The 14,972-nt window shown below is 58.5% G+C and carries 13 protein-coding genes; 8 read left to right on the forward strand and 5 right to left on the reverse strand.

Going from position 1 to position 14,972, the window contains the following annotated elements; genetic code table 11:
• The first annotated feature begins 145 nt into the window (after positions 1-145).
• Positions 146-427, forward strand: a complete 282-nt coding sequence (locus HBN68_RS11230; RefSeq protein ID WP_003440137.1) for an HU family DNA-binding protein — start codon at positions 146-148, stop codon at positions 425-427.
• 69 nt (positions 428-496) lie between these two features.
• Here the strand turns inward: HBN68_RS11230 and rlmF are convergent, their stop codons facing one another.
• From rlmF to HBN68_RS11255, 5 genes are all read right to left on the reverse strand, one after another.
• Positions 497-1,513, reverse strand: a complete 1,017-nt coding sequence (rlmF, locus tag HBN68_RS11235) for a 23S rRNA (adenine(1618)-N(6))-methyltransferase RlmF (protein ID WP_094992503.1) — start codon at positions 1,511-1,513, stop codon at positions 497-499.
• Between the two features lie 91 nt (positions 1,514-1,604).
• Positions 1,605-4,451: a valine--tRNA ligase gene (locus HBN68_RS11240; protein ID WP_169964120.1), complete on the reverse strand. Its 2,847-nt coding sequence runs from the start codon at positions 4,449-4,451 to the stop codon at positions 1,605-1,607.
• A 117-nt stretch (positions 4,452-4,568) separates the two neighbouring features.
• Complete coding sequence (locus HBN68_RS11245; protein ID WP_094992501.1) at positions 4,569-4,952, reverse strand: DNA polymerase III subunit chi; 384 nt, start codon at positions 4,950-4,952, stop codon at positions 4,569-4,571.
• A gap of 7 nt (positions 4,953-4,959) precedes the next feature.
• Complete coding sequence (locus HBN68_RS11250; protein WP_094992500.1) at positions 4,960-5,400, reverse strand: DNA polymerase III subunit chi; 441 nt, start codon at positions 5,398-5,400, stop codon at positions 4,960-4,962.
• A 59-nt stretch (positions 5,401-5,459) separates the two neighbouring features.
• Positions 5,460-6,950 (reverse strand): leucyl aminopeptidase, encoded by a 1,491-nt coding sequence (locus HBN68_RS11255; protein WP_169964122.1) that lies wholly within the window; start codon positions 6,948-6,950, stop codon positions 5,460-5,462.
• Positions 6,951-7,270: 320 nt separating this feature from the next.
• On the opposite strand from HBN68_RS11255, the gene lptF reads away from it, so the two are divergent.
• The 7 genes from lptF (at position 7,271) to recO (ending at position 14,936) form a co-directional block, all read left to right on the forward strand.
• A complete protein-coding gene (gene lptF, locus HBN68_RS11260) occupies positions 7,271-8,389 on the forward strand; it encodes an LPS export ABC transporter permease LptF (protein WP_094992498.1) in 1,119 nt (372 codons plus the stop codon).
• On the forward strand, positions 8,382-9,443 hold the full coding sequence (lptG, locus tag HBN68_RS11265; RefSeq protein WP_094992497.1) for an LPS export ABC transporter permease LptG: 1,062 nt from the start codon (positions 8,382-8,384) through the stop codon (positions 9,441-9,443). Before lptF ends, lptG begins: the two co-directional genes overlap by 8 nt.
• Positions 9,444-9,604: 161 nt before the next feature.
• Entirely contained in the window at positions 9,605-11,404 is a 1,800-nt protein-coding gene (lepA, locus tag HBN68_RS11270; protein WP_169964124.1) for a translation elongation factor 4, read from the forward strand.
• Positions 11,405-11,409: 5 nt separating this feature from the next.
• Positions 11,410-12,264, forward strand: a complete 855-nt coding sequence (gene lepB, locus HBN68_RS11275; RefSeq protein ID WP_094992495.1) for a signal peptidase I — start codon at positions 11,410-11,412, stop codon at positions 12,262-12,264.
• A 260-nt stretch (positions 12,265-12,524) separates the two neighbouring features.
• Positions 12,525-13,214: a ribonuclease III gene (gene rnc / locus HBN68_RS11280; RefSeq protein ID WP_047278350.1), complete on the forward strand. Its 690-nt coding sequence runs from the start codon at positions 12,525-12,527 to the stop codon at positions 13,212-13,214.
• Entirely contained in the window at positions 13,207-14,109 is a 903-nt protein-coding gene (gene era, locus HBN68_RS11285) for a GTPase Era (RefSeq protein ID WP_094992494.1), read from the forward strand. The genes rnc and era overlap by 8 nt, the downstream gene beginning before the upstream one ends.
• Before the next feature lie 137 nt (positions 14,110-14,246).
• The gene (recO, locus tag HBN68_RS11290) at positions 14,247-14,936 is read left to right on the forward strand and encodes a DNA repair protein RecO (RefSeq protein ID WP_094992493.1); all 690 of its coding nucleotides are present in this window, start codon (positions 14,247-14,249) and stop codon (positions 14,934-14,936) included.
• Positions 14,937-14,972: the final 36 nt, after the last annotated feature.

Genomic DNA, 14,972 nt, shown 5'->3' on the forward strand with positions numbered 1-14,972 from the left:
CAGGTCGAACCAAACTCCGTTTCAGCACTCTACATCCGCGATTCGTCGTGAAAGCAAACGGGCGTGCCAGACCCCCAATATCTGGCTCGATAGCTGACTTTGCACTCTGCAAACCAAATGAATTTGATAGGGAAGGAACATCTCAATGGCTATTACTAAAGACCAACTGATCGCCGATATCGCTGAAGCTATCGACGCGCCGAAAACTACCGCGCGTAACGCTCTGGACCAACTGGCTCAGATCGTTGCTGATCAATTGGAAAATGGCGGCGAAATCACTCTGCCAGGTATTGGCAAACTGAAAGTGACCGAGCGTCCTGCCCGTACTGGCCGTAACCCTTCGACTGGCGCAGCCATCGAAATCGCTGCCAAGAAAGTGATCAAGCTCGTTGTGGCCAAAGGCCTGACTGACGCTGTTAACAAGTAAGACACTTGTTAAAAAGCCGCGCCCCGGAGCGATCCGGAGCGCGGCTTTTTTGTGGGCGCTTGTTGCCGGTTATTTCCAGTTCTTCTCGCGCCACAGTTGTTGCTGTTCTTTATCGTGGAAGGTCCAGGCCACAAAACGGCTTTGCTTGTTGCCCTGGGACATGTCCACCACCTGGCTCTCGCGAACGCCTGCTTTTTTCAGGGCGGTCTGGATGGCCGGCAAGTTGGAGGCTTTGGACACCAGTGTGCTAAACCACAGCACCTGACGGCCCACTTGCACGCTTTCGCGGATCAACTGCGTGACAAAGCGCTGCTCGCCGCCTTCACACCACAACTCTGCGGCCTGGCCGCCAAAGTTCAGGACCGGCAACTTGCGTTTTGGGTCTGCCTTGCCCAGTGCCCGCCATTTACGCTCGCTGCCGCGCTGTGCTTCGTCCAATGACGCGTGGAACGGCGGGTTGCACATGCTCAGGTCAAAACGCTCACTGCTTTGCAGCACGTCCAGCAGGATCTTCTGCGGGTTGGGTTGCTGGCGCAGGCTGATGGCTTTGTTCAAACCGTTGGATTGCACGATGGCTTTGGCCGCCTTCAGGGCGATGGTGTCGACCTCAGTACCGAGGAACTGCCAGCGGTAATCGCTATGACCGATCAGCGGGTACACGCAGTTGGCGCCCATGCCGATATCCAGCACGCGCACGCTCGGGCCACGCGGAATCACGCCGTCATTGAGGGTGGCCAACAGGTCCGCCAGAAAATGCACGTAATCGGCGCGTCCCGGGACGGGTGGGCACAGGTAGTCAGCCGGGATGTCCCAGTGCGCAATGCCGTAGAACGCTTTGAGCAGGGCGCGGTTGAACACCCGCACGGCGTCCGGGTTGGCGAAGTCGATGCTCTCTTTGCCGTACGGGTTGATGATCACGAACTGACCCAGTTCAGGGCACACCGAGATCAGTTGCGGGAAGTCGTAACGCCCCTGATGGCGATTGCGCGGGTGCAAGCTGGGTTTGACTCGTGGTGCAGCCGGCTTGGCTTCGCTGGCAGCCTTGGGCTGATGGCGTGTGGCTTTGGAAGTGCGTGGGGTTGTCATGTTCAATTCATTCCACAAAAGCAATCGCGGGCAAGCCCCGAGGCTCCCACAGGAGCATCAGGCCTTGCCCGCGATCAGGTGCGCAGCGTGTTTACAGGCTGGAAATCCGCGCGTGCTGTTCTGCCAACTTGCTCAAAGCCTGTTCGGCTTCGGCCAATTTGGCGCGTTCCTTGTCGATGACTTCGGCCGGGGCCTTGTCAACGAACGCGGCGTTGGAGAGTTTTCCGCCTACGCGGGCCACTTCGCCGTGCAAACGCTGGATTTCCTTGTCCAGGCGCGCCAGTTCTGCATCTTTGTCGATCAACCCGGCCATTGGCACCAGCACTTCCATCTCGCCGACCAGCGCGGTGGCGGACAGCGGGGCTTCGGCGCCGTCTTGCAGCACGGTGATCGACTCGAGTTTAGCCAGCTTTTTCAGCAAGGCATCGTTCTCGGCCAGACGGCGCTGGTCTTCGGCACTGACGTTTTTCACGTAGAGCTGCAACGGTTTGCCGGGACCGATGTTCATTTCGCCACGGATGTTACGCACGCCGAGCATTAGGCCCTTGAGCCATTCGATATCATCTTCGGCGGCCTGGTCGATGCGCGCTTCGTTCGCCACCGGCCACGGTTGCAGCATGATGGTCTTGCCTTCAACGCCCGCCAGCGGCGCGATGCGCTGCCAGATTTCTTCGGTGATGAACGGCATGAACGGATGCGCCAGGCGCAGCGCCACTTCCAGTACCCGAACCAGCGTGCGCCGGGTGCCGCGCTGACGTTCAACCGGCGCATTTTCGTCCCACAGTACCGGCTTGGACAGTTCAAGGTACCAGTCGCAATACTGGTTCCAGATGAACTCATACAGCGCTTGTGCTGCCAGATCGAAGCGGAACTGGTCGAGGTGACGAGTTACTTCGGCTTCGGTGCGCTGCAACTGCGAAATGATCCAGCGATCGGCCAGCGACAGTTCGTAGGCTTCGCCGTTCTGACCGCAGTCTTCGCCCTTGTCCAGCACGTAACGGGCAGCGTTCCAGATCTTGTTGCAGAAGTTGCGATAGCCTTCGACGCGGCCCATGTCGAACTTGATGTCACGGCCGGTGGAGGCCAGCGAGCAGAAGGTGAAGCGCAGTGCGTCCGTGCCGTAGCTGGCGATGCCGTCAGCGAATTCGTCGCGGGTCTGCTTCTCGATTTTCTTCAGCAGTTTGGGCTGCATCAGGCCGGTGGTGCGTTTGGCCACCAGGTCTTCGAGTTCGATACCGTCGATGATGTCCAGCGGGTCCAGAACATTGCCTTTGGACTTGGACATCTTCTGGCCCTGACCGTCACGCACCAGGCCGTGAACGTACACGGTCTTGAACGGAACTTGCGGGGTGCCGTCTTCGTTTTTCACCAAATGCATGGTGAGCATGATCATCCGGGCAACCCAGAAGAAAATGATGTCAAAGCCGGTGACCAGTACGTCGGTCGAGTGGAAGGTTTTCAGCGCGTCGGTTTTTTCCGGCCAGCCAAGGGTAGAGAACGTCCACAGGCCCGAGCTGAACCAGGTGTCGAGCACGTCGTTGTCCTGTTGCAGCGCAACGTCCGGGCCCAAATTGTTTTTGGCTCGGACTTCGGCTTCGTCGCGACCGACATACACCTTGCCCGACTCGTCGTACCAGGCCGGGATCCGGTGGCCCCACCACAGCTGACGGCTGATGCACCAGTCCTGGATGTCACGCATCCAGGAGAAGTACATGTTTTCGTACTGTTTGGGCACGAAGGCGATGCGCCCGTCTTCAACTGCGGCGATCGCAGGTTCGGCCAGCGGTTTGGTCGACACGTACCACTGATCGGTCAGCCACGGTTCGATAATCGTGCCGGAGCGGTCGCCCTTCGGAACTTTCAAGGCGTGGTCGTCAACGCTGACCAGCAGGCCGGCCTCGTCAAAGTCTGCGACGATCTGCTTGCGCGCTTCAAAACGGTCCAGACCGGCGTATTTGGCTGGCAGGGTGCCGTCGATGGTCTCGTTCAGTGTGCCGTCAAGGTTGAACACTTGAGCGGCGGGCAAGACCTTGGCGTTTTTATCGAAGATGTTCAGCAGGGGCAGGTTGTGACGCTTGCCGACTTCGTAGTCGTTGAAATCGTGGGCCGGGGTGATTTTCACGCAGCCGGTGCCAAATTCAGGGTCGCAGTAATCGTCAGCGATGATCGGGATGCGACGGCCAACCAGCGGCAGCTCGACGAACTTGCCGATCAGGGCTAGGTAGCGTTCATCGTTCGGGTTAACCGCCACGGCGGCGTCGCCGAGCATGGTTTCCGGGCGCGTGGTCGCAACGATCAGGTAATCGTTGCCTTCAGCGGTCTTGGCGCCGTCGGCCAACGGGTACTTGAGGTTCCACAGGAAACCTTTCTCGTCGTGGTTTTCCACTTCAAGGTCGGAAATCGCTGTGTGTAATTTGGTGTCCCAGTTGACCAGGCGCTTGCCACGGTAGATCAGGCCGTCTTCGTGCAGGCGCACGAACGCTTCTTTCACGGCTTCGGACAGGCCGTCGTCCATGGTGAAACGCTCGCGGCTCCAGTCGACGGACGAGCCCAGGCGACGGATTTGACGGCTGATATTGCCGCCGGACTGGTCTTTCCACTCCCAGATCTTGTCGAGGAACTTCTCGCGACCCAGGTCGTGGCGGTTCAGGCCCTGCGCTTCGATTTGGCGCTCCACCAGCATTTGGGTCGCGATACCGGCGTGGTCGGTGCCCGGCTGCCACAGGGTGTTGCGACCCTGCATGCGGCGGAAACGGATCAGGGCGTCCATGATCGCGTTGTTGAAACCGTGACCCATGTGCAAGCTGCCGGTGACGTTCGGCGGCGGGATCATGATGGTGTACGGGTCGCCCGCGCCTTGCGGGGCAAAATAGTTTTCTTCTTCCCAGGTTTTGTACCAGGAAGTTTCGATGGCGTGCGGCTGGTAGGTCTTATCCATGCGCGGCGGGACCCTATTGGCATTAATTCAGGAAAGCCGGCAAGTATAGCGGGGCGGGACGCATAGGGCGAGTTGTGCGCGGTGAATACAGGTCATCGCGCGATCAGGGATCGGGCATCAGTTTTGATGCTGGCTGATCAGGCGCTCCATGTGTGCGTCGAGGCGACGTTTGATTTCGGATTCGATGTGTGGGGCGTAGTCGTTGATGACGTCTTGCATGATTGCTTGCGCGGCGGTGCGCAGTTCGCGGTCCAGATGGACCAACAGGGCGTCGGGGGCTTTATCGGCGGCAGGTGTACTGGCAGGTGCGGGGTGGGCTGCTGGCTGGGGGACCGGTGTGTGTTCAATGACCTCGTCCAGCAAGGGGATCTGCGCACCCTGTTCACCCACCATCTCGGTCAGCAGTGGCGGTTGCAGGCCTTCGTCATCCAGCAGTTGGCGAATAGACTCAAGATCATCGAGCAGGTGTGCAGCTTTTTTCGGCGTATTTGGGGTGTCCATCGTGTGCTCAGAGTCGTTGTAACTTGTGGTCTTGCAGAGGATAGCCCTGTTCACGGTAGAAACGGAAACTCTCCCGTGCAGCCAGTCGAACGGCGGGGTCTTCGACCACAACTTCCGCCACACGGGCGAAATGCTTGAAGGATTCGGGGACTTTCACGTCCAGATTGATCAGCAGGTCTTGATGGCCGGCAGGCGCATCGGCGATGCCCATGACGATCACGCCATCAGGTTCGTCTTCGGCGTTACTGTGGGGCACAAAACTCTCGCCTTTAAAGCGCCACAGGCGTTGGTCGAGGTCTTCGCGCTGAGCGGAGTCGCTGCAGTGCAGGTAGATCCGATGCCCGAGACGCCAGGCCTTTTCAGTGAGTTTGCAGGCGAAATCCAGTCGCGCCGCCGGGTCTGCGCTGGGCAGGATATAAAAGTCGATTTTGGTTTTTTCAGAGGTCATTGCGGTTCCTGAATCGGGGCTGCGCCGCCCTTGCGCGACGCAGCCTGCGATCAACAGTGTCAAGCGTTGGCGCGATCCAGCAGGTATTGCGTCAGCAAGGGCACGGGGCGGCCGCTGGCACCTTTGTCTTTGCCGCCGCTGACCCAGGCCGTGCCTGCGATGTCCAGGTGAGCCCAGTTGTACGCCTTGGCAAAACGGGACAGGAAGCAGCCTGCGGTGATTGCACCGGCTTTCGGGCCGCCAATGTTGGCCATGTCGGCGAACGGGCTGTCCAGCTGCTCCTGGTATTCGTCGAACAGCGGCAGTGGCCATGCACGGTCATCGGCTTGCTTGCCCGCGTCCAGCAGTTGCTCGATCAGTTCATCGTTGTTGCCCATCAGGCCCGAGGTGTGTGCGCCGAGCGCTACCATGCAGGCGCCCGTCAGGGTGGCGATGTCGATCACTGCCTGCGGTTTAAAGCGCTCGGCATAGGTCAGCGCATCACACAGCACCAGGCGGCCTTCGGCGTCGGTGTTGAGGATTTCAACGGTTTGACCGCTCATGGTGGTCACGATATCGCCCGGACGGGCCGCGCCGCCGCTCGGCATGTTTTCGGCGCACGCCAGAATGCACACCAGGTTGATCGGCAGTTTCAGTTCGAGTACAGCGCGCAGGGTGCCGAAAACGCTGGCAGCGCCGCCCATGTCGTATTTCATTTCGTCCATGCCCGCGCCCGGCTTGAGGCTGATGCCGCCGGTGTCGAAGGTGATGCCTTTGCCCACCAGCACAAACGGCTTCTCGGATTTCTTGCCGCCCGCGTAGTTCATCACAATCAGGCGGGGCGGCTGGTCGCTGCCCTGGCCGACCGCGTAGAACGCACCCATGCCCAGGTCCTTGATTTTCTTCTCGTCGAGAATCTCGACCTTCAGGCCCTTAAAGGTTTTACCCAGGTTCTTGGCCTGTTCCGCCAGGAATGTCGGGTGGCAGATGTTTGGCGGCAGGTTGCCCAGATCACGGGTGAAGGACATGCCGGCTGCAATGGCCAGTGCGTGGGTCACCGCCAGTTGCACTTCGGCCTGTGCGGCCTTGATGGTCAGCAGGGTGATTTTTTTCAGTGCGCGGGGTTCGGCTTTCTGGCTTTTGAAACGGTCGAAGGTGTATTCGCCGTCTGCCAAGGTTTCTGCCAGCAAGCGGGTCTTGCCGTAGCTGTCGCGGTCCTTGACCACCAGTTCGTCGAGGGCGAAGACCGCATCGCTGCCGCCCAGGCCTTTGAGGACGTTCAGGGCGCCGCTGATGATTTTGCGGAAGGGGCGGTCGCCCAGTACTTCGTCTTTACCTGTGCCTACGAGCAGCACGCGCTCGGCCTTGATGTTAGGCAGGCTGTGCAGCAACAGGCTTTGACCGGTCTTGCCGGCGAGGTCGCCGCGTTTGAGGACTGCGCTGATCGCGCCGCCGGTGAGTTCGTCGAGGGCCTTGGCGGTCGGGCCGAGCTTGCGGCCTTCGCCGACGGCGACCACGAGCGTGGCCGTTTTCAACGTTTCTGGGCTAACGCTTTTTACAACCAGTTCCATGTCCGGGTCCCTGAATCAAATGGTCAACGTGCGCACAAACGCGTGGGTTTGAGTGCCTATGGATGAAACGCTTCACCTGTCTAAGCGGGCCTGCGTCAAGGCGGGCAGTTTGAACCCCGTCGGTCGCGGCTGACAACCCTTGCATGGTCTGCAATTGCTGCTTTGTAACCTTGGGTTAGCAAGCGCAGTGACAGGCGGGGTCATTCACAGGATAATGCGCCATCTTTTTAGTCGGCCCGGCTCATCTATGATGAATGCCTGGCCAACTGGTAATGCCGCTTGTTTGGCCGCCTTAGCCTGACGACCCTGGAGTGTCTGGTTTGATCGTCTTCCGTTATTTGTCCCGCGAAGTCCTGCTTACATTGAGCGCTGTCAGCGCTGTGCTGCTGGTCATCATCATGAGCGGGCGTTTCATCAAGTACCTGGCGCAGGCTGCTTCTGGCGCTCTGGATCCGGGTTCCCTGTTCCTGATCATGGGCTTCCGTCTGCCGGGCTTCATGCAGTTGATTCTGCCGTTGGGGCTGTTTCTCGGCATTTTGCTGGCCTATGGGCGTCTCTACCTCGAAAGCGAAATGACCGTGCTCTCGGCAACGGGCATGAGCCAGCAGCGTCTGTTGGGCATGACCATGATCCCCGCGGCCTTCGTGGCGCTGATTGTGGCCTGGCTGAGCCTGAGCCTGGCGCCGCAGGGGGCGAATCAGTTTCAGTTGCTGCTGAACAAACAAGACGCCCTGACCGAGTTCGACACGCTGGTGCCAGGCCGCTTTCAGGCATTGAGTGACGGTTCGCGCGTGACCTATACCGAAGAGCTGACCAACGACCGCACCAACCTCTCGGGCGTGTTCATCTCGCAAAAGAGCCTTGGTCAGGACGCCAAGGATCGCAGCATCTCGGTGCTGGTTGCAGAAACAGGCCATCAGGAAGTCCGTCCCGATGGCAGTCGCTGGCTGATTCTCAATAATGGCTACCGCTATGACGGTAACCCGGGTCTGGCCGACTACCGCGCGATCAAATACGACACGTATGGCGTGCTGCTGCCCAAGCCGGATGCCAGTGACGAAGTAACTGACCGCGACGCAATTCCGACCCTTGACCTGATCGGCAACCCCGAACCGCGTGCAATTGCCGAGCTGCAATGGCGTATTTCATTGCCGCTGCTGGTGTTTGTCGTGACCCTGATTGCTGTACCACTGTCACGCGTGAACCCGCGTCAGGGCCGCTTCCTCAAGCTGTTACCGGCGATTCTTCTTTATATGGCTTACCTGACCATTCTGATTTCGGCGCGCGGCGCCCTGGAAAAAGGCAAGCTGTCGCCGACACTCGGGCTGTGGTGGGTGCACCTGCTGTTCCTGGCCGTTGGCCTGTTGTTGCTGTACTGGGAGCCGCTGCGCTTGAAGCTGGCTAGTCGCCGTAGCGTGAAGGAGATGACGCGTGGGTAAGCTCGACCGCTACATTGGTAGCAGCGTCTTTTTGGCGATCCTGGCTGTGCTGGGCATTATTCTGGGGCTGGCGTCGCTGTTCGCGTTCATCGACGAGACGGGCAACATCAGTGACAGCTATACCGTCATGGATGTCTTGAGTTATGTCCTGCTGACGGCGCCCCGGCGCATGTATGAAATGTTGCCGATGGCGGCGCTGATCGGCTGCCTCATCGGGCTGGGCAGTCTGGCCAGCAACAGTGAGCTGACCATCATGCGTGCGGCGGGCGTGTCCATCGGCCGGATCGTGTGGGCCGTGATGAAACCCATGCTGGTGCTGATGGTGGCTGGCGTGCTGGTGGGTGAGTACGTGGCCCCGGCCACTGAAAGCACTGCGCAGGCTAACCGGGCGCTGGCGTTGGGCAGCGGGGATGCGCAAAGCTCCAAGCATGGCCTGTGGCACCGTCAGGGTGATGAGTTCATCCACATCAACGCCGTGCAGCCCAATGGCACGTTGTTTGGTGTGACGCGCTACCGCTTTGATGACGAACGTCACATGTTGTCGTCGAGCTTTGCCAAAAAAGCCGAGTTTGACAAAGATCATTGGCAGCTTTCGGAGGTCACGACCACGCTGTTTCATGATCGCAGCACCGAAGTGGTCAGCGCTCCGGTCGAGCGCTGGGACGTGGCGCTAAGCCCGCAATTGCTTAATACCGTGGTGATGGCGCCTGAATCGCTGTCGATCAGTGGTCTGTGGAGTTATATCCATTACCTGAAAGATCAGGGCTTGAACAACGGCCGTTACTGGCTGGCATTTTGGGTCAAAGTGTTGCAACCGCTGGTCACCGCAGCCCTGGTGTTGATGGCGATTTCCTTCATTTTTGGACCGTTGCGCTCGGTTACCCTCGGGCAGCGTGTGTTTACCGGTGTGCTGGTGGGCTTCACGTTCAAGATCGCGCAAGACCTGCTGGGGCCGTCCAGCCTGGTGTTTGGCTTCTCCCCGCTGTTTGCGGTGATTTTGCCAGCCCTCATTTGCGCGCTGGCGGGCGTCTGGTTGTTGCGACGGGCGGGTTGATCGACCTGTAAAGCTCGAACCAAAAGCCTCTGTCCCGCGACAGGGGCTTTTTTGTGGGGGAGCATTGGCCTGTAAACGTGACGCTCGTCGCGATCACAGGTACAATTCCCGGCTATTTTTCGGCGGGCAGTCTGCCTGCGACTTTTTTTGAGTGTTGACCCGTGAGTGATTTGAGTCATATCCGCAATTTCTCCATCATCGCCCACATTGACCATGGCAAGTCGACGCTGGCCGATCGTTTCATTCAGATGTGCGGCGGCCTGACTGCCCGTGAAATGGAAGCCCAGGTGCTGGACTCCATGGACCTCGAGCGTGAGCGCGGGATCACCATCAAGGCCCACAGCGTTACTCTGTATTACAAGGCAAAAGACGGTAATACCTATCAGTTGAACTTCATTGACACCCCCGGCCACGTTGACTTCACCTATGAAGTCAGCCGTTCGCTGGCGGCCTGTGAAGGTGCCTTGCTGGTGGTCGATGCGGGGCAGGGCGTAGAGGCCCAGTCCGTTGCCAACTGTTACACCGCCATCGAGCAGGGCCTTGAGGTCATGCCGGTACTGAACAAGATCGACCTGCCGCAAGCCGATCCTGATCGGGTTAAGGAAGAAATCGAGAAAATCATCGGTATCGATGCGACTGATGCCGTGACGTGCAGTGCCAAGACCGGCCTGGGCGTCGATGAAGTGCTTGAGCGTCTGGTACACACCATTCCTGCGCCGACCGGCAACATCGAAGATCCGCTGCAAGCGTTGATCATCGACTCCTGGTTCGACAACTACCTGGGCGTTGTGTCCCTGGTTCGCGTGCGCCATGGCCGCGTGAAAAAGGGCGACAAGATTCTGGTCAAGTCCACCGGCAAGATCCACCTGGTGGACAGCGTCGGTGTATTCAACCCGAAACACACGGCGACAGCCGACCTCAAAGCCGGTGAAGTGGGCTTCATCATCGCGGGTATCAAGGACATTCACGGTGCCCCAGTGGGCGACACCCTGACCTTGAGTTCCACCCCGGATGTAGACGTTCTGCCAGGTTTCAAGCGCATTCAGCCGCAGGTGTACGCCGGTCTGTTCCCGGTCAGCTCCGACGACTTCGAAGACTTCCGTGATGCGCTGCAAAAGCTCACGCTTAACGACTCGTCGCTGCAATACACCCCTGAAAGCTCCGACGCCTTGGGCTTCGGCTTCCGTTGTGGCTTCCTCGGCATGCTGCACATGGAGATCATTCAGGAGCGCCTGGAGCGCGAGTACGACCTGGACCTGATCACCACCGCGCCCACAGTTATTTTCGAGTTGCTGCTCAAGACCGGTGAAACGATTTACGTCGACAACCCGTCCAAGCTCCCTGACCTGTCCATGATTGAAGACATGCGCGAGCCTATCGTGCGTGCCAACATTCTTGTGCCTCAAGAGCACCTGGGCAACGTCATTACCCTGTGCATTGAGAAGCGTGGCGTTCAACACGACATGCTGTTCCTGAGTACACAGGTACAAGTGACCTACGATTTGCCGATGAACGAAGTGGTTCTGGACTTCTTCGACCGTCTCAAATCCACCAGTCGCGGCTATGCTTCGCTCGATTACCACTTTGACCGTTACCAGTCTGCCAACCTGGTGAAGCTCGACGTGCTGATCAACGGTGAGAAGGTCGATGCGCTGGCCTTGATCGTTCACCGTGACAACGCTCACTACAAAGGGCGTGCACTGACCGAAAAAATGAAAGAACTGATTCCGCGTCAGATGTTCGATGTTGCAATCCAGGCCGCTATTGGCGGACAGATTGTGGCGCGAACCACTGTCAAGGCACTCAGAAAGAACGTACTGGCCAAATGCTACGGTGGTGACGTTAGCCGTAAGCGCAAGCTGTTGGAAAAGCAAAAGGCCGGTAAAAAACGCATGAAGCAAGTGGGTAACGTGGAAATTCCACAAGAAGCCTTCCTTGCAGTGCTCAGGTTGGATAGTTAGGTCCTATGTCACTAAATTTCCCGCTGTTGCTGGTCATTGCTGTAGCCGTCTGCGGTTTGCTGGCGCTGCTCGATCTGGTCTTCCTGGCCCCGCGCCGGCGCAAGGCCATTGCCAACTATCAGGCCAGCGTCAAGCCGGCCGATATGCAGGTCATCGAGAAGCTCAACAAGGAACCGCTGCTGGTCGAATACGGCAAGTCGTTTTTCCCGGTGTTGTTCATCGTGCTGGTGCTGCGTTCGTTTCTGGTTGAGCCGTTCCAGATCCCGTCCGGTTCCATGAAACCAACGCTGGATGTGGGCGACTTCATTTTGGTGAACAAGTTTTCTTACGGGATCCGCTTGCCGGTGATCGACAAGAAAATCATCGAGGTGGGTGATCCGAAGCGTGGCGATGTCATGGTCTTTCGCTACCCGAGCGATCCGACAGTCAACTACATCAAACGTGTAGTGGGCCTGCCGGGCGACAAGATCCGTTATACCAGTGACAAAAAGCTGTACGTCAACGATCAGCTGGTTGCCGAGCAACTGGTGGGTGCTGAGCCCAATACACTGGGCAGCGCACAATTGTACAAAGAGAAGCTGGGCGAAGTGGAGCACATGATCCGCAAGGAAATGAGCCGCTACCGCACACCGCCCGATCATGAATGGACGGTTCCGGCCGGGCATTACTTCATGATGGGCGACAACCGCGACAATTCGAACGACAGCCGTTACTGGGATGATCCGAACATTCCCAAGGACGAGTTGGGCATGGTCCCCGACAAAAATATCGTCGGTAAGGCTTTCGCTGTTTGGATGAGCTGGCCCGAACCGAAAACGAGCCACTTGCCGAACTTCTCGCGAGTGGGTCTGATCAAGTAGCCAAGACGGCGCTGTTAATAACAGCGCCGAATGCTTTTCAGGTGTCCGAATAAATCGGCCGTCTGACGGTTCTTACAACCGCCGTGCAGCGTCAGGCAGGGCGGCAACAGTATTCAGGATGTGGATTTGAACAAAGCGTTAAGTGTGACGGCGGCGAACAGCCTGTTCCCCGTCCATTTGCTATGCGATAAACGAGCATCACTGATCCCTAATATCGGTCCGGTGGTGACATTCGGCCACGAACTCAGCGTGGGTAAATCGTGAGTTTTTCATTAAGTCGTTTAGAGCAGCAGCTCGGTTACACCTTCAAGGACCAGGAACTGATGGTTCTGGCCCTCACACACCGCAGCTTCGCGGGGCGCAATAACGAGCGTCTTGAGTTTCTCGGTGATGCCATCCTCAATTTTGTAGCCGGTGAAGCGCTGTTTGATCGCTTCCCACTGGCGCGCGAAGGCCAGCTGTCGCGTTTACGTGCGCGTCTGGTCAAAGGCGAAACCCTCGCCGTACTGGCCCGTGGCTTTGAGTTGGGCGAGTACCTGCGTCTGGGCTCGGGTGAGCTGAAAAGCGGCGGGTTCCGCCGCGAGTCGATTCTGGCTGATGCCCTTGAAGCACTGATCGGCGCCATCTACCTGGATGCAGGCATGGAAGTGGCCCGTGACCGCGTACTGGCCTGGCTGGCCAGCGAGTTCGAGACGTTGACCCTGGTCGACACCAACAAAGACCCGAAAACCCGACTGCAAGAGTTCCTGCAGTCGCGTGCCTGTGAGCTGCCGCGTTATGAAGTGGTGGATATCCAGGGCGAACCGCATTGCCGCACTTTCTTTGTAGAGTGCGAAATTGCCTTATTGAATGAAAAAAGCCGGGGTCAGGGTGTGAGCCGTCGCATTGCCGAACAGGTAGCGGCCGCTGCAGCACTGATTGCCCTTGGCGTGGAGAATGGCCATGACTGATTCAACTGCAACACGCTGTGGCTATGTCGCCATTGTTGGCCGACCAAACGTGGGTAAATCCACGCTGCTGAACCATATCCTCGGCCAAAAGCTGGCGATCACTTCGCGCAAGCCGCAAACCACCCGACACAACATGCTCGGCATTAAAACCGAAGGCAATGTGCAAGCGGTCTACGTGGACACGCCGGGGATGCACAAGGGTGGCGAGAAAGCCCTGAACCGCTACATGAACAAAACCGCTTCGGCAGCGTTGAAAGACGTCGACGTGGTGATCTTTGTCGTGGACCGCACCAAGTGGACCGATGAAGACCAGATGGTGCTGGAGCGCGTGCAGTACGTGACCGGCCCGTTGATCGTGGCGTTGAACAAGACCGATCGCATCGAGGACAAGGCCGAGATGATGCCGCACCTGAGCTGGTTGCAGGAGCAACTGCCCAACGCGCAAATCATCCCGATCTCCGCCCAGCATGGCCACAACCTTGACGCGCTTGAGCGTGTGATTGCCGACCACCTGCCGGAAAACGAACATTTCTTCCCCGAAGATCAGATCACCGACCGCAGCAGCCGCTTCCTGGCTGCCGAGCTGGTGCGTGAAAAGATCATGCGTCAGATGGGGGCAGAGCTGCCGTACCAGATCACCGTTGAGATCGAAGAATTCAAGCAGCAAGGTAAAACCTTGCATATTCATGCCTTGATTCTGGTGGAGCGTGACGGCCAGAAGAAAATCATCATTGGCGACAAGGGCGAACGCATCAAGCGTATCGGTACTGAGGCGCGCAAGGACATGGAGCTGCTGTTCGACTCCAAAATCATGCTTAACCTGTGGGTGAAAGTGAAGGGTGGCTGGTCCGATGACGAGCGCGCCCTGCGTTCGTTGGGCTACGGCGACCTGTAACGGCAGCTTTTCATTCCCCCCTTTCCTGCAGGAGCGGGGGGAGCAGCAGTGCTGCGCAGATGTGCTTTTACTTCCAGTCCCTCTTCCCCAAGGGGCAAGGTGAGGGCGCTTTTCGTTTTCACAGAGGCGTGCCTGCCATGTCCAGTTCCCCCCCCGCCGCACAGCTTGCCTACGTCCTGCACAGTCGACCCTACCGTGAAACCAGCGCGCTGGTGGATTTCATCACGCCGCAAGGTCGTTTGCGGGCAGTGCTGCGCAGTGCACGGGGTAAGGCCGGTTCTCTGGCGCGACCTTTTGTCCCTTTGGAAATCGAATTTCGCGGGCGCGGCGAGCTGAAAAATGTCGGGCGCATGGAGAGCGCCGGGGTCTCCACCTGGCTCAATGGCGAAGCGCTGTTCAGCGGTCTTTACCTTAATGAGCTGTTGGTGCGCTTGCTGCCGGCTGAAGATCCGCACCCTGCGGTCTTTGATCACTATGCAGCGACCCTGCTGGCATTGGCTGAAGGTCGACCGCTGGAACCCTTGCTGCGGGCCTTCGAATGGCGCTTGCTGGATGATTTGGGCTACGGCTTTTCGCTTTCACAGGACATTCATGGCGCGCCGATAGCCAGCGACGGCATGTACCGTTTGCAGGTCGATGCCGGGCTGGAGCGTATTTACCTGGTGCAGCCGGGGTTGTTTCACGGCGCTGAGTTGCAGGCCATGGCGCAGGCTGACTGGACCACGGCGGGTGCATTGTCGGCGGCCAAACGTTTGATGCGCCAGGCGTTGGCCGTTCATTTGGCGGGCAAGCCGCTGGCCAGCCGTGAGTTGTTTCGCAAGCCCTGAATAGACCGGTATGCTGTGCGCCGAATCTTCAACTCT

The sequence above is a fragment of the Pseudomonas sp. WS 5078 genome (genome assembly GCF_012985745.1).
Taxonomy (GTDB): domain Bacteria; phylum Pseudomonadota; class Gammaproteobacteria; order Pseudomonadales; family Pseudomonadaceae; genus Aquipseudomonas; species Aquipseudomonas lundensis_A.